Consider the following 25,550-nt stretch of genomic DNA (forward strand, 5'->3'; position numbering starts at 1 on the left):
GCTATTAATCCGATGATCCGCTTAACTGTGATCCATCTCACCTCCCGGCAACCAAAATCTCCTGCGACTCAACGCCGTCCTCTATCTGTTTCGCCACCTTTTGTAAGGCCGGAAGATGTTTTTCCGCGGCCTGTTCGATGGTCATGGCGCTGGCCATATACACCAGATTCAGGCAGCCGATCACCCGCTGTTCACTGCGAATGGGGACGGCGATAGAGGCGATTTTCTCCTCCTGATCCCAACCGCGAAAGTTCTGGCCAAAACCGTCTTTTCGCGCACGGCTCAAAATGGCGTCGAGCTTCAGCGGTTCGCGCGCCAACTGGAACTCATCTCCCGGTCGTGAAGCCAGCATTTCAATCAGTTCCTGACGTTCATTCTCCGGGCTAAATGCCAGCCAGGTCAGGCCGGATGCGGTTTTCAGCAGCGGCAAACGACGCCCGACCATCGCCCGATGAAACGACAGGCGGCTGAAGCGATGGGTGGTTTCACGCACCACCATCGCGTCCACATCCAGCGTGGAAACGTCGGTCGGCCAGATGACCTCGCGCAGCAAATCTCCCAACAGCGGGGCGGCGAGCGCAGAAATCCACTGCTCGTCACGAAATCCCTCACTGAGCTGACGGACCTTAATGGTTAAGCGAAAGCTGTCATCGGACAGACTGCGCCGGACGTAACCCTCATCCTGCAGGGTTTCCAGTAGTCGCCTGACCGTGGTGCGGTGCAGGCCGCTCAGCTCTGCCAGCAGGCCAACGCTGGCCCCGCCGTCGAGACGATTTAACATATTTAATAACATTAGTCCGCGTGTTAACCCGCGCACGGTTTTGTATTCAGTACCGTCGTCACTTTTCATATTTATTGACAAATCTACAGTTAAAACAACGTTGTGCACTTAGTGCACATCCAGGCATGTTTTGATTGTAGCGCAAAAACTCACTTCTATACTGACCGCACAATAAAAAATTATTTACATTCTTTTAACAAAAAACAATTGCGCCTCACTAGGGTATGCAATTGCATTTTGTCCGAGTAGTGAGGTTCTGAAATGACAACAATAAATCCAGATATCCAACCCGCTGTGCAGCACACCGTGCAGGTAGCGATTGCCGGAGCCGGTCCGGTAGGGCTGATGATGGCGAACTATCTTGGCCAGATGGGCATTGAGGTGTTGGTGGTGGAGAAGCTCGATACCCTTATCGACTATCCTCGCGCCATCGGCATTGACGATGAAGCGCTGCGCACCATGCAGTCCGTCGGTCTGGTCGAAAATGTTCTGCCGCACACCACGCCGTGGCATGCGATGCGCTTTCTCACCCCGAAAGGGCGCTGTTTTGCTGATATCCAGCCGATGACTGACGAATTTGGCTGGTCGCGCCGCAACGCGTTTATTCAGCCGCAGGTGGACGCGGTGATGCTGGAAGGGCTGTCGCGTTTTCCCAACGTGCGCTGCCTGTTCTCCCGCGAACTGGAAGCCTTCAGCCAGCAAAATGGTGAAGTGACGTTGAACCTGAAAGCGCCGGATGGCCAGCGTGAAACGGTGAAAGCTCAGTGGCTGGTGGCCTGCGACGGTGGGGCCAGCAACGTCAGACGTTCGCTGAATGTGCCATTTGAAGGCAAAACCGCGCCGAATCAGTGGATTGTGGTGGATATTGCTAACGATCCGCTCAGCACGCCGCATGTGTATCTGTGCTGCGATCCGGTGCGCCCGTATGTCTCCGCCGCGCTGCCGCACGCGGTGCGCCGCTTTGAATTTATGGTAATGCCAGGGGAAACCGAAGCGCAGCTCAGCGAACCGCAGAATATGCGCCAGCTTTTGAGCAAAGTGCTGCCGAACCCGGACAACGTCGAGCTGATCCGCCAGCGCGTATATACCCATAACGCACGTCTGGCCGAACGTTTTCGCATTGATCGCGTGCTGCTGGCGGGCGATGCGGCGCACATTATGCCGGTCTGGCAGGGGCAGGGGTACAACAGTGGCATGCGCGATGCCTTCAATCTGGCGTGGAAACTGGCGCTGGTGATTGAGGGTAAAGCCGGTGATGCGCTGTTGGATACCTACCAGCAGGAACGCCGCGACCACGCCAAAGCGATGATCGATCTCTCGGTGACCGCAGGCAACGTACTTGCGCCGCCGAAACGCTGGCACGGCGCGGTGCGCGACGGGGTTTCCTGGCTGCTGAACTACATTCCGCCGGTCAAACGCTACTTCCTTGAAATGCGCTTTAAGCCGATGCCGCAGTACCACGCTGGGGCGCTGGTGCGTGAAGGCGACGCGAGAACCTCTCCCGTTGGCAAGATGTTTATCCAGCCGAAGGTAACGCTGGAATCAGGTGAAGTGACGCTGCTCGACAACGTCATCGGACCGAATTTCGCGGTGATCGGTTGGGGCTGTAACCCGCTGTGGGGCATGAGCGAGGCGCAGATCCAACAGTGGCAGGCGCTGGGGGCGCAGTTTATCCTGGTGGTGCCGGATACACAGATACAAACCGATCAGGATAACCACGACGGCGTTACCCGCATTGGCGATACGCAAAACCGCCTGCGCACGTGGTTTGCCCAGCACAACGCCGCGCTGGTGGTGATACGCCCGGACCGCTTTGTGGCCGCCATCGCCATTCCGCAAACCCTGGGCAGTACCCTGAATAAACTGGCGTCGGTGATGACGCTCACCCGCGTTAATGCCCACATTCCCGCTGAAAAGGTGGCCTGATATGCACGCTTATCTTCACTGTCTTTCCCACTCGCCGCTGGTGGGTTACGTCGACCCTGCGCAGGCCGTGCTCGACGAGGTTAACGGTGTGATCGCCAGCGCCCGGGCACGTATTGCGGCGTTCGACCCTGAACTGGTGGTGCTGTTTGCCCCCGATCACTACAACGGATTTTTCTACGACGTGATGCCGCCGTTCTGTTTAGGCGTAGGCGCTACGGCGATCGGCGATTTCGGTAGCGCGGCGGGGGAACTGCCGGTGCCGACAGATCTCGCTGAAGCCTGCGCCCACGCGGTAATGAAAAGCGGCATCGATCTCGCCGTGTCCTACAACATGCAGGTCGATCACGGCTTCGCGCAGCCGCTGGAGTTTTTGCTCGGCGGTCTGGATAACGTGCCGGTGCTGCCGGTGTTTATTAACGGCGTCGCCACGCCGCTGCCGGGCTTTCAGCGTACCCGCATGCTCGGTGAAGCGATTGGCCGATTCGCCAGCTCGCTGAATCAGCGTGTGCTGTTTTTAGGCTCCGGCGGCCTGTCGCATCAGCCGCCGGTCCCGGAGCTGGCGAAGGCTGATGCCCATATGCGCGACCGCCTGCTCGGCAGCGGCAAACAACTGCCTGAAAACGAGCGCGAGCTGCGCCAGCAGCGGGTGATCAGCGCCGCCGAGAAGTTTGTGGCCGATCAACACACGCTGCATCCGCTTAATCCTGTCTGGGATAACCGCTTTATGACGCTGCTTGAACAGGGGCGTTTGCAGGAGCTGGACGCGGTCAGTAACGAAGAACTGTCCGCGATGGCGGGCAAATCAACGCACGAAGTTAAAACCTGGGTTGCTGCCTTCGCCGCTATTTCTGCCTTTGGCAACTGGCGCAGCGAAGGCCGTTATTACCGCCCGATCCCAGAGTGGATCGCTGGATTCGGCTCCCTGAGCGCCACCACACAGAACTGAAACAGAACTGAATATGCAGGAGAACATCATGACTTACCAACCGCAAACCGAAGCCGCAACCAGTCGTTTTCTGCAGGTGCAGGAAGCAGGCGAAACGCTGCGCGTGCATTTCAATGACTGTGGGCAGGGCGAAGAGACCGTCGTGCTGTTGCATGGATCTGGTCCGGGGGCGACGGGCTGGGCGAACTTCAGCCGCAATATCGATCCGCTGGTGGAGGCTGGATACCGGGTGATCCTGCTGGATTGTCCTGGCTGGGGCAAAAGCGATGGCATCGTTAACCGCGGTTCGCGATCCGATCTTAATGCTCGCATCCTGAAAAGCGTGGTCGATCAGTTGGATATTCAGAAAATCCATCTGCTGGGCAATTCGATGGGGGGCCACAGTGCCGTGGCGTTCACCCTGAGCTGGCCGGAGCGTGTGGGCAAGCTGGTGCTGATGGGCGGCGGGACGGGGGGCATGAGCCTGTTTACCCCGATGCCGACCGAAGGCATCAAGCGCCTGAATCAGCTGTACCGCGAACCGACCATCGAGAACCTGAAGCTGATGATGAAGATCTTTGTCTTCGACACCAGCGACCTGACCGAGGCGCTGTTTGAGGCGCGTCTGAATAACATGCTGTCGCGTCGCGATCACCTGGAAAACTTTGTCCGCAGCCTTGAAGCCAACCCGAAACAGTTTCCGGATTTCAGCCCGCGCCTGGGGGAAATCAAAGCCCAGACTCTGATTGTCTGGGGACGCAACGACCGCTTCGTGCCGATGGACGCCGGCCTGCGCCTGCTCTCCGGGATTGCCGGGTCTGAGCTGCACATCTACCGCGACTGCGGGCACTGGGCACAGTGGGAACATGCGGATGCTTTTAACCAGTTGGTGCTGAACTTCCTCGCACGCCCTTAAGGAACGGACATGACGAATCTTAATCTTGAGCAGTTAGCCGCCGATTTACGTCAGGCTGAGGAAAAAGGGGACGCTATCGCCCCGCTGCGTGAACTGATCGGCGTGGATAACGCCGAAGCGGCCTACGCCATTCAGCGTATCAATGTGCAGTATGACGTGGCGCGAGGGCGTCGCGTCGTCGGGCGCAAAGTGGGGCTGACGCACCCGAAAGTGCAACAGCAGCTGGGCGTCGATCAGCCGGACTTCGGCACGCTGTTCGCCGACATGTGCTACGGCGACAACGACACCATTGCGTTTGCCCGCGTGCTACAACCGCGTATTGAAGCGGAGATTGCGCTGGTGCTGAACCGCGATCTGCCCAATGTCGATACCACCTTTGACGAGCTGTACAACGCCATCGAGTGGGTGCTACCCGCGCTGGAAGTGGTCGGCAGCCGTATTCGCGACTGGTCGATCAAGTTTGTTGATACCGTGGCGGATAACGCCTCCTGTGGCGTGTATGTGGTCGGCGGCCCGGCACAACATCCGGCAGGGTTAGATCTGAAAAACTGCGCGATGAAAATGACGCGCAATAACGAAGAGGTTTCCAGCGGGCGCGGTAGCGAATGTCTGGGACATCCGATCAACGCCGCCGTGTGGCTGGCGCGCAAAATGGCCAGCCTCGGCGAGCCGCTGCGTGCCGGGGACATTATTCTCACCGGGGCGTTAGGCCCGATGGTGGCGGTGAATGCGGGCGATCGTTTCGAAGCCCATATCGACGGTATTGGTTCAGTTGCCGCCACCTTTTCAGCGGCGGTTACAAAAGGAAGTCAGTCATGAGTAAGCGTAAAGTCGCCATTATCGGCTCTGGCAACATCGGCACCGATTTGATGATTAAAATTCTGCGTCACGGCGTACGTCTGGAGATGGCGGTGATGGTGGGGATTGATCCGCAATCCGACGGTCTGGCACGCGCCCGGCGTATGGGCGTTGCCACCACCCATGAAGGGGTGACGGGGCTTCTTGCGATGCCAGAATTCGCTGAAATCGACATCGTGTTTGATGCCACCAGCGCGGGCGCGCACGTGAAAAATGACGCCGCGCTGCGCGCCGTAAAACCGGGGATCCGTCTGATCGACCTGACGCCCGCAGCGATCGGCCCGTACTGCGTCCCGGTGGTGAACCTGGAGGCTAACGTTGACCAACAGAACGTCAATATGGTGACCTGCGGCGGGCAGGCGACCATCCCGATGGTGGCGGCGGTTTCTCGCGTGGCAAAAGTCCATTACGCCGAAATTATCGCCTCGATCGCCAGTAAATCTGCGGGACCGGGCACCCGCGCCAATATCGACGAGTTTACCGAAACCACCTCGAAGGCGATTGAAGTGGTGGGGGGCGCGGCTAAAGGCAAAGCCATTATCGTACTTAACCCGGCTGAGCCGCCGCTGATGATGCGCGACACGGTGTATGTGTTGAGCGAAGCGGCCTCCCAGCTTGAAGTTGAAGCGTCGATTAATGACATGGCGGCGGCGGTGCAGGCGTATGTGCCAGGCTATCGCCTGAAACAGCGCGTCCAGTTTGAAGTCATCCCGCAGGATAAACCGGTGAATCTGCCGGGTATTGGTCAGTTTTCCGGGCTGAAAACCGCGGTGTATCTGGAAGTAGAAGGCGCGGCGCACTATTTACCCGCCTACGCGGGCAACCTCGACATTATGACTTCCAGCGCGCTGGCGACCGCTGAGCTGATGGCGCAGTCACTCACCCGTCAGGCAGGAGAAGCAGCATGAACGGTAAAAAACTCTATATCTCTGACGTGACCCTGCGCGACGGTATGCATGCGATTCGTCACCAGTATTCGCTGGAAAACGTACGCCAGATTGCCAAAGCGCTGGACGACGCGCGGGTTGATTCCATTGAGGTGGCCCACGGCGACGGTTTACAAGGTTCCAGCTTTAACTACGGCTTTGGCGCGCACAGCGATCTCGAGTGGATTGAAGCGGCAGCAGACGTGGTCAAACACGCAAAGATCGCCACGCTGTTGCTGCCGGGCATCGGCACTCTTCATGACCTGAAAAACGCGTATCAGGCCGGCGCGCGAGTGGTGCGCGTGGCGACCCACTGCACCGAAGCGGACGTGTCGGCCCAGCATATTCAGTACGCGCGTGAGCTCGGCATGGATACCGTCGGCTTTCTGATGATGAGCCATATGACCACGCCGGAGAATCTGGCGCAGCAGGCGAAGCTGATGGAAAACTACGGCGCGACGTGTATCTACGTGGTCGATTCCGGCGGGGCGATGAATATGAGCGATATTCGCGCCCGCTTCCGCGCCCTGAAAGCGGTGCTGAAGCCGGAGACAGAAACCGGAATGCATGCGCATCACAACCTGAGTCTCGGCGTGGCGAACTCGATTGCCGCGGTGGAAGAGGGCTGCGACCGTATCGACGCCAGCCTGGCGGGTATGGGCGCTGGCGCGGGCAACGCGCCGCTGGAAGTGTTTATCGCCGCTGCGGATAAGCTCGGCTGGCAGCACGGCACCGATCTGTATGCGCTGATGGACGCCGCCGACGATCTGGTGCGTCCACTGCAGGACCGTCCGGTGCGGGTGGATCGCGAAACGCTGGCACTGGGCTATGCCGGGGTGTACTCCAGCTTCCTGCGTCACTGCGAAGTGGCGGCGGCGCGTTATGGCCTGAGCGCGGTCGATATTCTGGTTGAACTGGGCAAACGCCGAATGGTGGGCGGCCAGGAAGATATGATCGTCGACGTGGCGCTGGATCTGCGCAATAGCAAATAAAAATGATTACGCGGCTGGCAACGTATCAGCCGCGACTCACCTGCATCGTGACCTCAGAGGTACATCTTATGACTACCCGTACCCCCACATCTTACCGCCTGACGTTAACCGTCGGGCTTTGCTTTTTAGTTGCCCTGATGGAAGGGCTGGATCTACAGGCCGCCGGGATCGCTGCCGTCGGTATCGCCCAGGCGTTTGCGCTGGATAAAATGCAGATGGGCTGGATCTTCAGTGCGGGCATTCTCGGGCTGCTGCCCGGCGCGCTGGTGGGCGGCATGCTGGCCGATCGCTATGGCCGCAAGCGTATTCTTATTGCCTCCGTGGCGCTGTTCGGCCTGTTCTCGCTGGCGACGGCGATTTCCTGGGATTTCTCGTCGCTGTTGTTTGCCCGTCTGATGACCGGCGTCGGGTTGGGCGCGGCGTTGCCGAATCTGATCGCGCTGACCTCCGAAGCGGCGGGCCCGCGTTTTCGCGGTACGGCGGTGAGTCTGATGTACTGCGGCGTGCCGATTGGCGCGGCGTTAGCGGCGGCGCTCGGGTTTAGCGGTCTGGCCGCCGCCTGGCAAACGGTGTTCTGGGTTGGCGGAGTGATCCCGCTGCTGCTGGTGCCGTTGTTGATGCGCTGGCTGCCGGAATCACAGGTTTATGCCCAGCAAACGCAGGTGGCCGCCGCGCCGTTGCGCGCCCTGTTCGCACCCGCTACCGCCACCGCCACGCTGTTGCTGTGGCTGTGCTATTTCTTCACCCTGCTGGTGGTGTATATGCTGATCAACTGGCTGCCGATGCTGCTGGTGGAGCAGGGCTTTCAGCCCTCGCAGGCGGCTGGCGTGATGTTTGCTCTGCAAATCGGCGCGGCCAGCGGCACGTTAATTCTCGGGGCGTTAATGGACAAACTGCGCCCGGTGGTCATGTCGCTTCTGATCTACACCGGGATGTTGGCTTCGCTGCTGGCGCTGGGGACGGTGTCGTCATTGAGCGGTATGCTGATGGCTGGATTTGTGGCGGGGATGTTTGCCACTGGAGGACAAAGCGTGCTGTATGCGCTGGCTCCGCTGTTTTACAGTACGCAGATCCGCGCGACAGGCGTGGGTACCGCCGTCGCCGTTGGGCGTCTGGGGGCGATGAGCGGCCCGCTGCTGGCAGGAAAAATGTTAGCGCTCGGCACTGGAACGGTAGGCGTGATGGCAGCTTCTGCGCCGGGCATTTTACTGGCAGGGCTGGCGGTATTTTTCCTGATGAGCCGTAAATCGCAGATGCCGATCCCGACCAGTGGCTCATAAGCAATCGTTCGGTTGTATGAGTGGGGAGATACGGTTCCCACTTCCGGGTGAACGCCAGCCGGCGATGACGTTGCCAGAGTTTATATAAAGCCTGGCAACGGAGGCGTTATGAGCTGGCGGCCCTTTTTATATTTGATAATTAACCCCCACCCGGTATTAAGCGCCCGGCGCGGTCATCTGCGTCTGGTGCAGGGTTGACTTTGCATTGTGTTAACAAACGCGGTATAACACACCTTCTTTGGATGTTTAGATGTCCATACGTTTAGAAGGTTATATGCAAACAACACAACAAAATGCGCCACTGAAGCGCACGATGAAAACGCGTCACCTGATTATGCTCTCCTTAGGCGGCGTGATTGGCACAGGGTTATTCTTCAATACCGGCTACATCATCTCCACTACCGGGGCCGCGGGAACGCTGCTGGCCTATCTGATTGGCGCGCTGGTGGTCTGGCTGGTTATGCAGTGTCTGGGCGAGCTGTCGGTCGCGATGCCGGAGACCGGGGCGTTTCACGTCTATGCCGCGCGCTATCTCGGCCCGGCGACGGGGTATACCGTGGCCTGGCTCTACTGGCTGACCTGGACCGTGGCGCTTGGTTCGAGTTTTACCGCTGCCGGATTCTGTATGCAGTACTGGTTTCCGTTGGTGCCAGTATGGGTCTGGTGCGTGGTGTTCTGTGTGATTATTTTTGGCCTGAACGTTATCTCCACGCGCTTTTTTGCCGAAGGGGAGTTCTGGTTCTCGTTGGTGAAAGTAGTCACTATCATCGCCTTTATTATCCTCGGCGGGGCGGCGATTTTTGGCTTTATCCCGATGCAGGATGGCTCGCCCGCGCCGGGGCTAAGTAATATCACAGCGGAAGGTTGGTTCCCGCATGGTGGCTTACCGATCCTGATGACTATGGTGGCGGTGAACTTTGCTTTTTCGGGAACTGAGCTTATCGGTATTGCCGCCGGTGAAACGGAAAATCCGCGCAAGGTGATCCCGGTGGCGATTCGTACCACCATCGCGCGACTGATTATTTTCTTTATCGGTACCGTTTTTGTGCTGGCGGCGCTGATCCCGATGCAGCAGGCGGGCGTGGAGAAAAGCCCGTTTGTGCTGGTATTTGAGAAGGTAGGTATTCCTTACGCTGCCGATATTTTTAACTTCGTGATCCTGACAGCCATTCTTTCTGCGGCGAACTCCGGGCTGTATGCCTCCGGGCGCATGCTCTGGTCGTTGTCGAATGAACGTACGCTGCCAGCCTGTTTTGCGCGAGTAACGAAAAAAGGCGTGCCGCTGACGGCGCTGTCGGTCAGTATGCTCGGCGGCGTACTGGCGCTGTTTTCCAGCGTGGTGGCCCCGGACACGGTATTTGTCGCGCTGTCGGCAATCTCCGGGTTTGCGGTGGTGGCGGTGTGGCTGAGCATCTGCGCCTCGCACTTTGTTTTTCGCCGCCGTCATCTGCAACAGGGTAAGGCATTGAGTGCATTACATTATCGTGCGCCGTGGTATCCGCTGGTGCCGGTATTGGGATTTGTGTTGTGCCTGGTGGCCTGTGTAGGGCTGGCATTCGATCCAGCGCAGAGAATTGCGTTGTGGTGCGGGTTACCGTTTGTTGCGTTGTGCTATGGTGCATATTTCCTTACTCAACCCCGTAACGCAAAACAGGAGCCAGAACATGTCGCAGAATAATCCGTTACGCGCTCTCCTTGAGAAACAGGATGTCCTGTTACTGGATGGCGCGATGGCGACGGAGCTGGAAGCGCGAGGGTGTAACTTAGCCGACAGCCTGTGGTCAGCCAAAGTGCTGGTAGAAAACCCGGAGCTTATCCGCGAAGTGCATCTTGATTATTACCGGGCGGGGGCGCAATGCGCGATCACCGCCAGCTATCAGGCGACACCGGCGGGATTTGCCGCGCGAGGCCTGGATGAAGCGCAGTCGAAAGCGCTGATTGGCAAAAGCGTGGAGCTGGCGCGTAAAGCGCGTGAAGCGTATCTGGCAGAGAACCCGCAAGCGGGCACGCTGTTGGTGGCGGGATCTGTCGGACCTTACGGCGCGTATCTGGCGGACGGCTCTGAATACCGTGGCGATTACCAGCGCAGCGCCGAGGCGTTCCAGGCGTTTCATCGCCCGCGCGTGGAAGCATTGCTGGATGCCGGGGCCGATCTGCTGGCCTGCGAAACCCTGCCGAATTTTGTCGAGATTGGCGCACTGGCTGAGCTGTTGACCGCGTACCCGCGTGCGCGTGCCTGGTTCTCATTTACTCTGCGTGACAGCGAGCACCTGAGCGACGGTACGCCGCTGCGTGACGTGGTCGCGTTGCTGGCGGATTATCCGCAGGTGGTGGCGTTAGGTATTAACTGCATTGCGCTGGAAAACACCACCGCTGCGTTGCTGCATTTACACGGCTTAACGGCGCTGCCGCTGGTGGTGTATCCGAATTCGGGCGAGCAGTACGATGCCGCGAGCAAAACCTGGCATCATCACGGTGAGTCTTGTGCGCAACTGGCGGATTATCTGCCACAGTGGCAGGCCGCTGGCGCACGATTGATTGGCGGGTGCTGTCGCACCACGCCTGCGGATATTGCCGCGTTAAAAGTTCAGGCCCAGGCCCGATAAGACGTAAGCCGCCATCGGGCATTTTTTGCCAGATGGCGATACGGTATGAACCGGAAACATGGGTAACACTTTATGCCGCATCCGCCAGCACAAACATGCCGTACGGATGGATTTCGAGATAATACTGCTCGCCGACGTCCGGCTGCAGACGCGTAGCGTTGACCTGCAATAAAATCTCCTGTCCGTGCCACTCCATCGTGACCTCATATTGGGGGCCCATATACGCGACATGGCTGATTACGCAGCGTTGGCTCTCTTCGCCGCGGTCGCTGAGCGTGATCGCTTCCGGGCGCACGCCTACCATGCCCTCGCCTTGATCGCTAAAGTGCAGTGGGCGCGGCAGATGATAGCCGTAGATATCAACGTATCTGTCGCTGAAGGTGGCCGGGAACAGGTTGGCATCGCCCATAAAGCTCGCCATAAAGCGGGAGGCGGGCTGGCGATAGAGATCCTGCGGCGAGCCGATCTGCATGATGTGTCCCTTGTTCATCACCAGTACGGTATCGGAAACCGCAAAGGCTTCGCTTTGATCGTGGGTGACGTACAGCGAGGTGATATCAAACTGCTTTTGCAGCTCGCGGATCTTGTCGCGCATACTGCGACGCAGGTTGGCGTCCAGGTTACTTAACGGTTCATCAAACAGCAGCACTTTCGGTTTGAGGATCAACGCACGGGCCAGCGCCACGCGCTGCTGCTGACCGCCGGAGATCTGATCGACAAAGCGGTCTTCAAATCCTTCCAGATCCACCATCGCCAGCGCCTCTTTGACGCGGGTTTTCACCTCCGCGCGCGACACGCCGAGCATCTTTAGGCCATAACCGACGTTCTCCCCTAACGACATGTGCGGGAACAGGGCATATGACTGAAACACCATACAGATATCGCGCTGCTGAATAGAACGATGGGTAACGTCTTCGCCATCAATGAAAATTTGTCCTTCGCTTGGTTTTTCCAGCCCGGCAACCAGACGCAAGATGGTGGTTTTACCGCAGCCGGACGGGCCGAGCAGCGTGACCATTTGCCCCTGCGGAATGGTGAGATTGATATTGTCGATAACCGTGTTGCTGCCAAATCGTTTAGTGACGTTGCGCAGTTCAACGAAATTTTTCTGAGTCATAGTGCGCTCCATTACGCCTGGTTTTTGGCTTTTGAACGGGAGGTACGTGATTCACCGATCAGCCAGTCAAAGATGAAAATAATCGCCAGCATCACCACGATCAAAATGGAACCGTAGGCAATCGCCACGCCGTATTCGCCGTCTTCTACGCGGTTCAGGATGTAGGCCGTGGCCACGCGGGTATCCGGCGTGACGAGGAACACAATGGCGCTGACGGTGGTAATGGCGCGCACAAAGCTGTAGATCAGCGCTGAGAGGATCGCCGGGCGCAGCAGCGGCAACAGGATGTGCGTAATGGTGCGCAGGGAACCGGCGCGCAGACTGAGCGAGGCTTCATCCAGCGATTTATCGATTTGGCCTAAGCCCGCAATGCCCGCCCGGATACCGACCGGGACGTTACGCATCACCATTGAGATAATCACGATGGCGGCGGTGCCGGTGAGGTATACCGGGGCGCTGTTAAAGGCCAGAATGTACGATACGCCCGCTACGGTGCCCGGAACGGCAAAGCACAGCATAGTGGTGAACTCGATGGTCTTTTTGCCTTTAAACTGCTGACGCACCACAACCCATGCGATCAGCAGGCCGAAGATAGCGGTGATCGGCGCGGCAATCCCGGCGTAGAGCAGGGTGTCGAGCAGTGAAGGCCACGCGCCGTCGCTCATTCCCTGACCGAACAGTTTGGTAAAGTTCGCCAGCGTCAGGGTGTAGTCCACGCCCCAGTTAACGGTGAAACTGCCGTAGAAAATGCTGCCATAGAGCAGGGCGTTAAAGGCAATCCACACCGCCAGCAGCGCGACCACGCTCCATACCAGCGTTACCGGCAGCGGCTGCACGTCGCCCCGATAGGATTTACCAGAAACGGTGACGTACGAGCGTTTACCAATCCACATGTACTGCACGCAGAACACCAGCAGCGAGAACAGCAACAGGAAGGCACCCAGCGTACTGGCGGCCTGGTAGTCGAGCTGGGAACCGGTGATGTAGAAGTAGATTTGCGTTGCCAGCACATCGAAGTTACCGCCAAGCACCAGCGGGTTACTGAAGTCGGCCAGCGACTGCACCACCACAATTAAAAAGGCGTTTGCCAGTGCCGGTTTTAGCAGCGGGACAAACACGCCGTTAAAGGTTTGCCAGCGGCTGGCGCGCAGGGTGTATGACGCCTCCTCCAGCGACGGATGAATGGTTTTGATCGCCCCGTCGAGGATCATAAACGCCATCGGAGTGAAGGCCAGCACCTGCGCCAGCCAGATGCCGGTAAAACCGTACAGCCAGTTGGTGTTGGTCAAACCAAACCATTCGACCATAAATTCGGTGATGTAACCGGAGCGTCCCATCATCAGCGTTACGCCTAAACCCACAACAAACGGCGGGGTGACGATCGGCAGAATCGAGAAAATACGTCCGATAATGGCGCTGCGTTTCGCAATGCGGGTGGTGTAGATAGCCAGCACCAGGCCAAAGAAGGTACAGCCGACGCCGACGGCAATCGACAGCATAATCGAGTTGAGGATCACCTGAATGATATGCGCCTGCGACAGCACATTCATAAACGCCAGCGGAGCAAATTCCCCGGCGTCGTTGGTGAACATCGGAATGAAAATAGCGATACTTGGCCAGACGATAAAAATACCGATCAGCGCGACAATCGCGGTGAGCGAGCCGATGACGAAACGGTCGCCGCCCAGCCATTCCAGACGGGTGAGCGCCAGGGTCATGATCGCGCCAAGTGCCACAAACAGCACGATGGTGGCATAGCCTAAGCCGCGTCCCTCAATAGTCGCGCTGGCGACGATAAACGCCATACAGAAAAACGCCCAGCCCGCGTCAAAATAATGGCGGCTGCGCTGTTCGCGTCTGGCTTCATGGAACGGGCGCACCAGCAGCAGGCTTGGCAGCAGATACCAGAGCCAACTGATATTGAACTGTGACCAGCTGTAGGCGGCGAGAATTTCTTCGCGCGTCGACTCAAGCAGACCGTAGTCCAGGCTCCAGCTCGGCAGCAGGGCAAACGCCAGCCAGCCGAGTAAAATCCAAAGAAATATCGCATCCCGTTTTTTCACGGGATGGAGTGCAAGTGTGTGTGACATAGCGGTTCCGGTATTTCAGGCCGGATATGGCGTTAAGGCCTTATCCGGCAAATGAACGCAAATCTGGGGTTATTTACCCATCTTCACTTCGCTGACCCACTTATTGATCAGGGCTTTACGCACGTCGGTCGAGCCGTACTTATCCATGTCGTAATTGATAAGCTTCAGGTCGTCGAGCTTCAGCGAGTTAGGGGACGTCTCGGCGGTGGTGTTGGTCAGGATCTGATAGGATTTACCTTTCTTCCACGCCAGCTCCTGCGCGTCTTTCGACAGTACCCAGTCAACGAACAGTTTGGCGTTATCGAGGTTACGCGCGCCTTTCAGGATGCTGACACCGCCGATTTCATAACCGGTACCTTCGCACGGTGAGACAAGTTCCAGCGGTGCACCCTGTTCTTTTTCCAGCGAGTAGTCGTGCAAGAAACCGATGCCGATAGCCGTTTCGCCACGGGCGGCGTTACGCGCCGGGGCAATGCCGGATTTGGTGTACTGGGAGACGTTGGCGTTGAGCTGTTTCAGGTAGTCAAAGGCCTGATCTTCCCCCCACAGTTGGGCAAAAGTCGCCAGTGCGGTATAGGCGGTACCGGAGCTTTGCGGATCAGCAATCTGGATTTCGCCTTTGTATTCCGGTTTGGTCAGATCCTTCCAGCATTTTGGCACCGGTAGGTTTTTCTCTTTCAGGCGCTGGGTATTGACGCCAAAGCCCAGAATACCGACATAAACCGCCGAGGAGAGGTTGCCTTTCACTTTTGCCGGATCGCGAAACTTCTCCATGATTTGTTCGAGGTTTGGTGATTTATACGGCTGCAGCAGCCCCATTTCACCGGCCTGGGACTGTGGATCCAGCGTACCACCGTACCAGACATCCGCTTGCGGGTTTTTCTTCTCGGCATCCACTTTCGCCAGCGTACTGCCTGAGCCGTTGCGAATGAATGAAGTCTTCACATCATATTTTTCACCGAAGGCTTTGGTTTCGGTTTCGCACATTTCGTTGGTGGCGCTGCAATACACCACCAGACGACCCTGCGCCTGAGCTGCACTGCTGAAGGCTGCCAGCGTCAGAGCGGAGGCAATTAGGGTAGAGGTAAGCGTCAGTTTCATTGTTTTATCCTTTGACTGAGAGAAGGGGGAATGCCCGCAATGAGCAATGGCATCAGCAATAACCCCATAAAGACAGCGGCAACCGAGAGCAAACTGAACATTCCCGACCAGCCGTAGTGTTCTATGACCAGCGACAGCGGCCAACCCGCCAGCGCGGCCCCCAGATAGGCGAACAGCCCGAGAAAACCAGTAATTGAACCTGCCGCCGCTTTATGTCCGCATTCCACGGCCGCGAGGCCAATTAGCATCTGTGGGCCAAACACAAAAAAGCCCACGGTAAAGAAACACACTGCCAGTAGCGCGTAGTGGTGCACCGGTGCCAGCCACAGCGCGGCGACGGAGACCATCAGCCCCAGTGTGAACAGCAAAATCATTGGCGCACGCTGACCGCTGAACAGCAGATCCGATCCCCATCCGGCAAACAGCGCCCCCAGCAAGCCACCGACTTCAAACAGCATTACCGTGGCATTGGCGCTGAGCAGGTTCACACCGTGGCTTTCCGTCAGCCAGATGTTGCCCCAGTCGTTGAGCGCAATGCGGATCAAATAGACCAACACATATGACACGCCGAGTAGCCAGATCATCGGGTTCTTCAGCATGGTGGTGCGTAACATTTGCCACAGTCCCATCGGCGGGCTTTGCTGCTCCTGACGCAACTCCAGCGGGTCTTGCCGCCATTCCCCAACCGTGGGTAAGCCTTCTTCCCGGGGCGTGCCTTTCAGTTGCAGGGTGAGCCAGACGCCTAACGCCATGCTGATTATTCCTGGAGTCAGCATGGCTGCCTGCCAACCCCACCAGTGGGCGGCAAAGGCGCTAATCAGCGGGATGATGGCCCCACCGATGTTGATCGACATATTCCAGCAGCCCCACCAGAAGCCGCGTTCGTTGCGCGAGTACCAGTGAGTCAGTAGTCGGGCGCAGGGCGGCCAGCCCCAGCCCTGAAAAAATCCGTTCAGCGTCCAGACCACCAGGAGCAGCGTCAGCGATTCACCAAAGGCGAACAGCACGTTTAAAACGCCGGTGGCAAACAGGCCAATGCCCATAAACGCGCGCTGTCCGTGGCTGTCGTGCCATAGCCCGGCGGTGAATTTCGACAGGCCATAGGTCAGATAAAACAGCGATCCCAGCAGGCCGATATCGCCTTTATCCAGACCCAGATCCGTTTGCAGCGCCGGGAGGACGTAGTTAACGCTTTTGCGCGTCAGATAAAACGCGGCGTACCCAATCACCATACACATCAGCAGCCGGGGGCGTAGCGCCCGGTATTGTTGGTCTGTTTCGCGTGATGCACGTGCATGCATGGCAGCCTCCGTTTGTGCTGACTATAGGAAAGTGAAAGCAAAATGGGATGAGATAAAGTCCGCAGTGACTAAGACTTTTTCCTGGTTAACGGCTGATTTGTTGCAAATTTGTGGGCAGGTTAACAATTACCCGCGTGCCGTTGTTCGATTCGAGCGTCAGTTCGCCGCCAAGGGCGCTGACCCGCTCACGCATCCCCTGGATACCGAACCCGGGGATTTTCTCTGCGAGAATACCTACACCGTTGTCAGCGACGTGCAGAAACACGCGGTGTTCCTGCTGGCGCAGCGTAATCGACACTTTGCTGGCGTCGGCATGTTTACAGACGTTATTGAGCAACTCCTGCAGCAGGCGATACAGTGTGAAACGCACCGTTTCATTTTCTGGCGTATTTTCAAGCTGATAGTCAAACCAACAGCGAATGCCGCGTTCGGCAAAGGCAAATTCATTCACCAGATGATGCAGTGCATCTTTAAAGGCCAGTTCATCGAGCGCGGGCGGTCGTAGCTGGCGCAGCAGTTGGCGGGTGGAGTGGTGAATGCGCCGGGCAAGGTCGTTGATCTGATTTGCCGCTTCAAGCGTTTGCTCGCGACCCGGCGCGCGCTTGACCAGTTGCGACTGAATTTGAATGGCTGTGATGTTCTGACCAATTTCGTCGTGTAGCTCCCGCGCCAGGCTTTTGCGCGTATTTTCCTCGGTGCGGATCAGTTGTTCGGTCAGCGCGCGTCGCGCTGCCAGTTCGGCTTCCAGACGCTGGCGATAATGGTGCAGGTTTTGCGCCAGATGCTGCTGGCGGCTGATAGCGATCCCCAGCCCTATGCCCAGCAGCGCCTGGGTGGCGAGGAAAATCTCCAGCTCCAGTAAATTGCTGAACCCGACGCCGATTTGCCGGGCGATGGTGATCATCATGCTGCCGAGCAGTCCGGACAACACGCCGCCCTGCCAGCCAAATTTCCACGCCATCACCACGTTTGGTAAGAACACTACGATTAGCAGCAGGCGCTCGATCTCAGGTGACAGCACCATCTGGGTACCTATGCCAATAATGAAAAACAGACTGCACCAGATGATAAGCGAGGTACGCAGGGGGGGATTGGTGGTATCCAGTCCGAGCAAATGATAGCGGTGCTGCTGGCGCAGAAATTCATAGATCAGATAGACAAACGGCGTCAGCAGCACGCCGCCGGTAAACGACGCCAGGCCAATTAACGTTGTCGGGCTTTGGATAAACGGTGAAAGCAGGAGGGTATTGAGCAATGACGTGATCGTCACCGCGGCCAACAGCAGCGTTAAGCGCTGCCAGTAAAGAGGGAAGCGGTGCCAGTATGACTGGCCGATACTCGCCGGTATCAGGCTAATCAACGGCGCAACTAGCAGGATATAGCCATTCACTAATTGCTCGCTGTGCAGCCAGAACAGCATCAGCACCGGCGGCAGTACCAGCGCAGGCCAGTAACGGCGAGAAAGCAGGATTAGCAGGGCGAGATAGACGCCGTGCGGCAGGAATAGCGCTGCCTGCTGGCCGTTGTGGGTCAGGTAAAACCCCAGCGTCCACAGCATCAGCCAGCCCGATCCCCAGGCCAGCAGAATAAACAGAGAAATAACCCAATGACGAAGGCTGCGTGACATTAATGCCCCGTTAGCAACTGGTGGTCGAGTGCAAAATGCACCAGATCGATGGTGCTGTGGCATTGCAGTTTGCCCAGCACGTTCGCACGATGAACGTGCACCGTTTTATGGCTGAGGTCGAGCTTGAAAGCGATCTCTTTTACGCTGTCGCCTTTGACCAGCAGATCAAACACTTCGCGCTCGCGCGGGGTCAGTACCTCCAGTACCTGCGCGGGCTGTTCGCCGCCGCGTAGCGCCCGTAGCGCGTCGGCGCACAGGTAATGCCCGCCCATACCAACCGATCGTACCGCCTGCACCAGTTCCTCTGGCCCGCAACGTTTGGTCAGATAACCGCTGGCACCGGCATCCAGTGCGCTTTGCACAAACGTGGGTGAGTCATAGATGCTGAGAATAATGGCGCGAAAACCGGGCTTTTGCGCCCGCAGTCGTTTTAACAGGCTCAGGCCATTTTCATCCGGCATGGCGATATCCATCACCGCAACGTTGACGTCATCATGCAGTAATGCAGGCCACGCCTGTGCCGCGCTGCTGTACTGGCCAGCAACGTTGAGATCGTCTTCGAGACTGAGTAATTGCGCAAAGCCGGAACGCACCACCACATGGTCATCCACCAGCACAACATGAATCATGATCTTGCTCTCTTGCCTGACAATAGCGTCTATGATGCCTGCCAGCGCCGCGCTGGCAATCCCCGTGGCGTGGATATGTAACGAATGTAACAAAATCGCAATAATTTGCCGGCCTGCAATCAAATGCATTTCCGGGCTAAGCATTGCCGCTTTTTTTCTAAAAACAGATCGCTATTAGCCAGAATTTTTAATTCCTTTATCAAATTATGCCGCAACGAAATACTGCCCTCATAACAAGACAGGGGAGCAGACAATCATGGCTATTTCATCGCGTAACGCACTACTTGCCGCACTGGCATTCATCGCATTTCAGGCACAGGCGGTGAACGTCACCGTTGCTTATCAGACCTCCGCTGAACCCGCCAAAGTGGCGCAGGCGGATAACACCTTTGCTAAAGAGAGCGGGGCTACCGTTGACTGGCGCAAATTCGACAGCGGTGCGAGCATCGTCCGTGCGCTGGCATCCGGTGATGTGCAGATCGGTAATCTTGGCTCCAGCCCGCTGGCGGTCGCTGCCAGCCAGCAGGTGCCTATTGAGGTTTTCCTGCTGGCGTCAAAACTCGGCAATTCTGAAGCGCTGGTGGTGAAGAAAAACATCAGTAAACCGCAAGATTTGATTGGTAAGCGCATTGCCGTGCCGTTTATTTCCACTACCCATTACAGCCTGCTGGCGGCGTTGAAACACTGGGGTATCAAAGCAGGGCAGGTGGAGATTGTGAACCTGCAGCCACCCGCGATTATTGCCGCCTGGCAGCGCGGAGATATTGATGGTGCTTATGTCTGGGCGCCTGCGGTAAACGCGCTGGAAAAAGATGGCAAGGTATTAACCGACTCATCGCAGGTTGGCGAGTGGGGCGCACCGACGCTGGACGTGTGGGTGGTGCGCAAAGATTTTGCCGAGAAGCATCCTGAGGTGGTGAAAGCCTTTGCCAAAAGCGCCATCGACGCCCAGCAGCCTTATATCGCTAATCCCGATGAATGGCTGAAACAGCCGGAGAATATCAGCAAACTGTCGCGTTTGAGTGGCGTACCGGAGGCGGATGTGCCGGGCCTGGTGAAAGGTAACACCTATTTGACGGCACAACAGCAAACCGCTGAGCTAACCGGCCCGGTGAATAAAGCAATTATCGACACCGCGCAGTTCCTCAAAGAGCAGGGCAAAGTCCCCGCCGTCGCGACGGATTACAGCCAGTATGTGACCGATCGCTTCGTGCAATAAATAAGGAGGCGCTGATGCTGCAAATCTCTCATCTTGCCGCCAGCTACGGTGGAAAACCGGTGCTGGAAGATATCAACCTGACGCTCGATAGTGGCGAACTGCTGGTGGTACTCGGACCTTCTGGTTGCGGAAAAACCACGCTGTTAAATCTGATTGCCGGGTTTGTGCCGTATCAGCATGGCAGCATTATGCTGGCGGGCAACAAGGTTGAAGGTCCAGGCGCAGAGCGCGGGGTTGTGTTCCAGAACGAAGGCCTGCTGCCCTGGCGCAACGTGCAGGACAACGTGGCCTTCGGGCTGCAACTGGCGGGGATGGAGAAGCCCCAACGTCAACGAATCGCGCGGGAGATGTTGCAGAAAGTTGGGCTGGAGGATGCGGGAAAACGTTTTATCTGGCAGCTCTCTGGTGGTCAGCGTCAGCGCGTCGGTATTGCGCGGGCGTTGGCTGCCAACCCGCAGCTGTTGTTGCTGGATGAACCCTTTGGCGCGCTCGACGCCTTTACCCGCGAGCAGATGCAAACCCTGCTGCTGAAGTTGTGGCATGAGACTGGCAAACAGGTGCTGTTGATTACCCACGATATTGAAGAAGCCGTTTTTATGGCAACGGAGCTGGTATTGCTGTCGCCAGGCCCTGGCCGGGTACTGGAGCGTCTGCCGCTGAATTTCGCTCGTCGCTTTGTGGCCGGAGAGCCGAGCCGCAGCATTAAGTCCGACCCGCAGTTTATCGCCATGCGCGAGTATGTGTTAGGTCGTGTCTTTGAACAACGGGAGGCATTCTCATGAGCGTGGTGATTAATGATAAACCCCGTCGCCAGCGCGCGCTGAACTGGCGCTGGCCGTTCTCGCGGCAGATTACCTTAAGCTTCGGTACGCTGGTCGTCATTCTGGCGGTGTGGTGGACGGTGGCGGCGCTGCAGTTAATCAGTCCGCTGTTTTTACCCCCGCCGGGCCAGGTTTTGCAAAAACTGATGGTTATTGCCGGGCCGCAGGGGTTTATGGATGCCACGCTGTGGCAGCATCTGGCGGCGAGCCTGACGCGTATTGTTATCGCGCTGCTGGCGGCGGTACTGCTCGGCGTTCCGGTTGGGATCGCTATGGGGCTGAGTCCGACGATGCGCGGCATTCTCGATCCGATCATTGAACTGTATCGTCCGGTTCCGCCATTGGCCTATTTGCCGCTGATGGTGATCTGGTTTGGCATTGGTGAGACCTCCAAGATCCTGCTGATCTATCTGGCGATATTCGCCCCTGTAGCGATGTCGGCGCTGGCGGGGGTTAAAAGCGCGCAGCAGGTGAGAGTGCGTGCCGCACAGTCGCTGGGAGCCAGCCGTACGCAGGTGCTGTGGTTTGTTATTTTGCCGGGGGCATTGCCGGAGATACTCACAGGGTTGCGTATCGGGCTTGGCGTGGGCTGGTCGACGTTGGTGGCAGCAGAGCTGATTGCCGCCACGCGAGGTTTAGGATTTATGGTGCAGTCAGCCGGTGAGTTTCTGGCAACGGATGTGGTGCTGGCGGGGATCGCGGTGATTGCCGTTATCGCGTTTATTTTAGAACTGGGTCTGCGCGCGCTTCAGCGCCGCCTGACGCCCTGGCATGGAGAAGTACAATGAGTGAACGTCTGAGCATTACCCCGCTGGGGCCGAACATTGGCGCACAAATCACCGGTGCGGATTTGACGCGCCCGCTGAGCGATAATCAGTTTGAACAGCTTTATCACGCCGTACTGCGCCATCAGGTGGTGTTTCTGCGTGAGCAGGTGATTACGCCGCAACAACAGCGGGCGCTGGCGCTGCGTTTTGGCGATCTGCATATTCACCCTGTCTATCCGCATGCCGAAGGGGTTGAAGAGATTATCGTGCTGGATACTCATAACGATAATCCGCCGGATAACGACAACTGGCACACCGATGTGACCTTTATCGACACGCCGCCAGCGGGCGCGATTCTGGCGGCAAAAGAGCTGCCATCGACAGGGGGAGACACCCTGTGGACCAGCGGGATTGCCGCTTATGACGCATTATCTGAGCCGTTTCGCCAGTTGCTGAGCGGCCTGCGGGCAGAGCATGATTTTCGTAAATCCTTCCAGGAATATAAATACCGCCAGACGCCAGAGGAGCATCAGCGCTGGCTGGAGGCGGTGGCAAAGCATCCGCCCCTGCTGCATCCGGTGGTGCGCACGCATCCAGTGAGCGGGAAGCAGGCGCTGTTCGTGAATGAAGGATTTACCACGCGAATTGTCGATGTGACGGAAAAAGAGAGCGAGGCGTTACTGCGCTTTTTGTTCGCGCATATCACTAAACCGGAGTTCCAGGTGCGCTGGCGTTGGCAGCCCAACGATGTGGCGATTTGGGATAATCGCGTGACGCAGCATTATGCGAATGCGGATTATCTGCCCCTGCGGCGCATTATGCACCGGGCGACAATTTTGGGAGACAAGCCGTTTTTTCGGGCGGGGTGATTATCGGAGACGCTTCATTTACCGGGCCTACGACCTGTAGGTCCGGTAAAGCGAAGCCGTCATTAGGCAACAAAGTGATTAGCGCAGGATTTTTTTCTCAGCCAGATCCAGTGCGAAGTAGCTGAAGATCAGATCCGCGCCAGCGCGTTTGATCGAGCCTAAGCTTTCCAGCACCACTTTCTCTTCATCTATTGCACCCGCAAGGGCTGCAAACTTGATCATCGCGTATTCACCGCTGACCTGATAAGCGCCAATCGGCAGCTCGGTGCGCTCGCGGATATCGCGCAGAATATCGAGGTATGCGCCAGCCGGTTTGACCATCAAGCAGTCTGCGCCCTGGGCTTCATCCAGCAGCGATTCGCGGATCGCTTCCCGACGGTTCATCGGGTTCATCTGATAGGTTTTACGATCGCCCTTCAGCGCGGTACTTGCGGCTTCACGGAATGGGCCATAGAAAGAAGAGGCAAATTTGGTGGAGTAGGACATGATCGCGGTATCGGTAAAGCCCGCGGCATCCAGCGCCTGGCGAATCGCCTGTACCTGGCCGTCCATTGCGGCGGAAGGGGCGATGAAATCTGCGCCCGCAGCGGCGGCAACGACCGCCTGTTTGCCGAGATTGGCAAGGGTTAAATCGTTATCAACGCCGTGCTCGCATAATACGCCGCAGTGACCGTGCGAGGTGTATTCACAGAAGCAGGTGTCGGACATGACGATCATCTCCGGTACGGTCTGCTTACAGATACGCGACATGCGCGCCACCAGACCGTCTTCTTTCCAGGCGTCGCTGCCGGTGTCATCGGTGTGATGAGAAATGCCGAATGTCATTACCGAGCGGATGCCTGCATTAGCAATGCGTTCAATTTCGCGCGCCAGATGCTTCTCTGGAATGCGCATCACGCCGGGCATGGCCTCGATAGCTTTGTAATCGTCGAGTTCTTCTTCAACAAAGATCGGCAACACCAGGTCATTTAAGCTGAGTGTTGTCTCTTCAAACATAGCGCGCAGCGCAGGTGATTTGCGCAGGCGGCGAGGGCGTTGGATTAGGTCTGTCATGGTATGCCTGATGTTTGTGGAATCGAAGGCCGTAGTATACCCGAACCTGAGGGTGGGTGGTTTACGAAAGTTGGCGTTATATCTGGATTTTCCATCGTGGAAGGCTGAATCATTAGAGCAATTTATTCACATTTATGGCAAGTTATTTATATTCATTATTTTGCTTGTTTCTGTTTTTATTATTTTAAATATCGATGCGTTTATTTCTGTAGGGCTGGTGATAATTTCTCTTTATTTATTGTTTATTTGTTTGGGTGTGTGGTGAGTTATTTATTAATTATATGTTTCAGCGGTGTGTTGTGCAGTATTTCATTGAAAGGATAAGTATTTTTGTTTTTTGTGTCAGAGGCGGGAGTATTCGTAGTGTTGTCCGGTTTCGGACGACTAGCAAAGAATAATTGAACCTTTCCTTTGTGAAACCGCATAATCGTCCCCGCGAAACATAAAATGTTTTCTTTGCATTGATAATTGATGGATCAACTATATTACGTCCCTGAGGAGGGATGACAAATGCACACTTGGAAAAAGAAACTTGTAGTCTCACAATTAGGGAAGGTGCGAACAAGTTCCTGATATGAGATCATCATATTCATCCGGAGCGCATCCCAGAGGGACATCATGAGCCATCAACTCACCTTCGCCGATAGTGAATTCAGCACTAAGCGCCGTCAGACCCGAAAAGAGATTTTCCTCTCCCGCATGGAGCAGATTCTGCCATGGCAGAATATGACCGCTGTCATCGAGCCGTTTTATCCCAAGGCGGGCAATGGCCGACGGCCCTATCCGCTGGAGACCATGCTGCGTATTCACTGCATGCAGCATTGGTACAACCTGAGCGACGGTGCCATGGAAGATGCCCTGTACGAAATCGCCTCCATGCGCCTGTTTGCCCGATTATCCCTGGATAGCGCCCTGCCGGATCGCACCACCATCATGAATTTCCGCCACCTGCTCGAGCAGCATCAACTGGCCCGTCAATTGTTCAAGACCATCAATCGCTGGCTGGCCGAAGCAGGCGTCATGATGACCCAAGGCACTTTGGTGGATGCCACCATCATTGAGGCACCCAGCTCTACCAAGAACAAAGAGCAGCAACGCGATCCGGAGATGCATCAGACCAAGAAAGGCAATCAGTGGCACTTTGGCATGAAGGCCCACATTGGTGTCGATGCCAAGAGTGGCCTGACCCACAGCCTGGTCACCACCGCGGCCAACGAGCATGACCTCAATCAGCTGGGTAATCTGCTTCATGGAGAGGAGCAATTTGTCTCAGCCGATGCCGGCTACCAAGGAGCGCCACAGCGCGAGGAGCTGGCCGAGGTGGATGTGGACTGGCTGATCGCCGAGCGTCCCGGCAGGGTAAAAACCTTGAAGCAGCATCCGCGCAAGAACAAAACGGCCATCAACATCGAATACATGAAAGCCAGCATCCGTGCCAGGGTGGAGCACCCGTTTCGCATCATCAAGCGGCAGTTCGGCTTCGTGAAAGCCAGATACAAGGGGCTGCTGAAAAACGATAACCAACTGGCGATGTTATTCACCCTGGCCAACCTGTTTCGGGTGGACCAAATGATACGTCAGTGGGAGAGATCTCAGTAAAAACCGGAAATAACGCCAGAAATGGTGGAAAAAATAGCCTAAATAGGCTGATTCGATGTGTTTGCGGGAAAAAAATCGGCCCAGATCCGCGAAATTTTAATCAGCGAGTCAGCTTGGGAAGAAATGACCTGCTTATTCGCACCTTCC

Annotated in this window: 22 protein-coding genes; 14 read left to right on the forward strand and 8 right to left on the reverse strand. The window is 56.8% G+C overall.

Going from position 1 to position 25,550, the window contains the following annotated elements; translation table 11 throughout:
- Positions 1-37: 37 nt before the first annotated feature.
- Positions 38-850 (reverse strand): DNA-binding transcriptional regulator, encoded by an 813-nt coding sequence (locus tag OGV38_RS15575; RefSeq protein ID WP_046275638.1) that lies wholly within the window; start codon positions 848-850, stop codon positions 38-40.
- Between the two features lie 192 nt (positions 851-1,042).
- Between OGV38_RS15575 and OGV38_RS15580 the strand changes: the two genes are divergently transcribed.
- The 9 genes from OGV38_RS15580 to mmuM all read left to right on the forward strand — a co-directional run bounded on the left by OGV38_RS15580 (position 1,043) and on the right by mmuM (position 11,210).
- The gene (locus tag OGV38_RS15580) at positions 1,043-2,707 is read left to right on the forward strand and encodes a bifunctional 3-(3-hydroxy-phenyl)propionate/3-hydroxycinnamic acid hydroxylase (protein WP_286473911.1); all 1,665 of its coding nucleotides are present in this window, start codon (positions 1,043-1,045) and stop codon (positions 2,705-2,707) included.
- A gap of 1 nt (position 2,708) precedes the next feature.
- Positions 2,709-3,653: a 2,3-dihydroxyphenylpropionate/2,3-dihydroxicinnamic acid 1,2-dioxygenase gene (gene mhpB, locus OGV38_RS15585; protein ID WP_046275617.1), complete on the forward strand. Its 945-nt coding sequence runs from the start codon at positions 2,709-2,711 to the stop codon at positions 3,651-3,653.
- Positions 3,654-3,681: 28 nt separating this feature from the next.
- On the forward strand, positions 3,682-4,548 hold the full coding sequence (gene mhpC, locus OGV38_RS15590; protein WP_269518762.1) for a 2-hydroxy-6-oxonona-2,4-dienedioate hydrolase: 867 nt from the start codon (positions 3,682-3,684) through the stop codon (positions 4,546-4,548).
- A gap of 9 nt (positions 4,549-4,557) precedes the next feature.
- Entirely contained in the window at positions 4,558-5,367 is an 810-nt protein-coding gene (mhpD, locus tag OGV38_RS15595) for a 2-keto-4-pentenoate hydratase (RefSeq protein WP_104651290.1), read from the forward strand.
- Complete coding sequence (gene mhpF / locus OGV38_RS15600; protein ID WP_269518759.1) at positions 5,364-6,314, forward strand: acetaldehyde dehydrogenase; 951 nt, start codon at positions 5,364-5,366, stop codon at positions 6,312-6,314. Before mhpD ends, mhpF begins: the two co-directional genes overlap by 4 nt.
- Complete coding sequence (gene mhpE, locus OGV38_RS15605) at positions 6,311-7,324, forward strand: 4-hydroxy-2-oxovalerate aldolase (RefSeq protein ID WP_016151976.1); 1,014 nt, start codon at positions 6,311-6,313, stop codon at positions 7,322-7,324. The genes mhpF and mhpE overlap by 4 nt, the downstream gene beginning before the upstream one ends.
- A 68-nt stretch (positions 7,325-7,392) precedes the next feature.
- Positions 7,393-8,604, forward strand: coding sequence for a 3-(3-hydroxy-phenyl)propionate transporter MhpT (gene mhpT / locus OGV38_RS15610; protein WP_269518756.1), 1,212 nt, complete (start codon positions 7,393-7,395; stop codon positions 8,602-8,604).
- Between the two features lie 274 nt (positions 8,605-8,878).
- On the forward strand, positions 8,879-10,282 hold the full coding sequence (gene mmuP / locus OGV38_RS15615; RefSeq protein ID WP_049270230.1) for an S-methylmethionine permease: 1,404 nt from the start codon (positions 8,879-8,881) through the stop codon (positions 10,280-10,282).
- Entirely contained in the window at positions 10,269-11,210 is a 942-nt protein-coding gene (gene mmuM / locus OGV38_RS15620) for a homocysteine S-methyltransferase (RefSeq protein ID WP_075846775.1), read from the forward strand. The genes mmuP and mmuM overlap by 14 nt, the downstream gene beginning before the upstream one ends.
- Before the next feature lie 70 nt (positions 11,211-11,280).
- Here mmuM and fbpC read toward each other — a convergent pair whose 3' ends face one another.
- From fbpC to OGV38_RS15650, 6 genes are all read right to left on the reverse strand, one after another.
- Positions 11,281-12,327 (reverse strand): ferric ABC transporter ATP-binding protein, encoded by a 1,047-nt coding sequence (fbpC, locus tag OGV38_RS15625; RefSeq protein ID WP_269518753.1) that lies wholly within the window; start codon positions 12,325-12,327, stop codon positions 11,281-11,283.
- A gap of 11 nt (positions 12,328-12,338) precedes the next feature.
- A complete protein-coding gene (locus OGV38_RS15630) occupies positions 12,339-14,417 on the reverse strand; it encodes an ABC transporter permease (RefSeq protein ID WP_202195320.1) in 2,079 nt (692 codons plus the stop codon).
- A 69-nt stretch (positions 14,418-14,486) separates the two neighbouring features.
- Complete coding sequence (locus tag OGV38_RS15635; RefSeq protein WP_016151983.1) at positions 14,487-15,518, reverse strand: ABC transporter substrate-binding protein; 1,032 nt, start codon at positions 15,516-15,518, stop codon at positions 14,487-14,489.
- Positions 15,515-16,819, reverse strand: coding sequence for an MFS transporter family glucose-6-phosphate receptor UhpC (uhpC, locus tag OGV38_RS15640; protein WP_016155821.1), 1,305 nt, complete (start codon positions 16,817-16,819; stop codon positions 15,515-15,517). Before uhpC ends, OGV38_RS15635 begins: the two co-directional genes overlap by 4 nt.
- Before the next feature lie 85 nt (positions 16,820-16,904).
- Complete coding sequence (locus OGV38_RS15645; RefSeq protein ID WP_286473917.1) at positions 16,905-18,446, reverse strand: MASE1 domain-containing sensor histidine kinase; 1,542 nt, start codon at positions 18,444-18,446, stop codon at positions 16,905-16,907.
- A complete protein-coding gene (locus OGV38_RS15650; protein ID WP_029139427.1) occupies positions 18,446-19,075 on the reverse strand; it encodes a response regulator transcription factor in 630 nt (209 codons plus the stop codon). Before OGV38_RS15650 ends, OGV38_RS15645 begins: the two co-directional genes overlap by 1 nt.
- A gap of 256 nt (positions 19,076-19,331) precedes the next feature.
- Between OGV38_RS15650 and tauA the strand changes: the two genes are divergently transcribed.
- The 4 genes from tauA to tauD are packed head-to-tail and all read left to right on the forward strand — an operon-like array spanning position 19,332 to position 22,751.
- Positions 19,332-20,294 (forward strand): taurine ABC transporter substrate-binding protein, encoded by a 963-nt coding sequence (tauA, locus tag OGV38_RS15655; protein WP_049042255.1) that lies wholly within the window; start codon positions 19,332-19,334, stop codon positions 20,292-20,294.
- A 14-nt stretch (positions 20,295-20,308) separates the two neighbouring features.
- Positions 20,309-21,076 (forward strand): taurine ABC transporter ATP-binding subunit, encoded by a 768-nt coding sequence (tauB, locus tag OGV38_RS15660; RefSeq protein WP_103928963.1) that lies wholly within the window; start codon positions 20,309-20,311, stop codon positions 21,074-21,076.
- Positions 21,073-21,903: a taurine ABC transporter permease TauC gene (tauC, locus tag OGV38_RS15665; RefSeq protein WP_016155826.1), complete on the forward strand. Its 831-nt coding sequence runs from the start codon at positions 21,073-21,075 to the stop codon at positions 21,901-21,903. Before tauB ends, tauC begins: the two co-directional genes overlap by 4 nt.
- Entirely contained in the window at positions 21,900-22,751 is an 852-nt protein-coding gene (gene tauD / locus OGV38_RS15670; RefSeq protein ID WP_049042258.1) for a taurine dioxygenase, read from the forward strand. Before tauC ends, tauD begins: the two co-directional genes overlap by 4 nt.
- 78 nt (positions 22,752-22,829) lie before the next feature.
- Here the strand turns inward: tauD and hemB are convergent, their stop codons facing one another.
- Complete coding sequence (gene hemB / locus OGV38_RS15675) at positions 22,830-23,804, reverse strand: porphobilinogen synthase (protein WP_286473924.1); 975 nt, start codon at positions 23,802-23,804, stop codon at positions 22,830-22,832.
- 618 nt (positions 23,805-24,422) lie between these two features.
- Here hemB and OGV38_RS15680 point away from each other — a divergent pair.
- Entirely contained in the window at positions 24,423-25,403 is a 981-nt protein-coding gene (locus tag OGV38_RS15680) for an IS5-like element ISKpn26 family transposase (RefSeq protein ID WP_000019450.1), read from the forward strand.
- Positions 25,404-25,550 lie beyond the last annotated feature (147 nt).

The sequence above is a fragment of the Citrobacter sp. Cb080 genome, from assembly GCF_030334745.1.
Classification (GTDB): Bacteria; Pseudomonadota; Gammaproteobacteria; order Enterobacterales; family Enterobacteriaceae; genus Citrobacter; species Citrobacter braakii.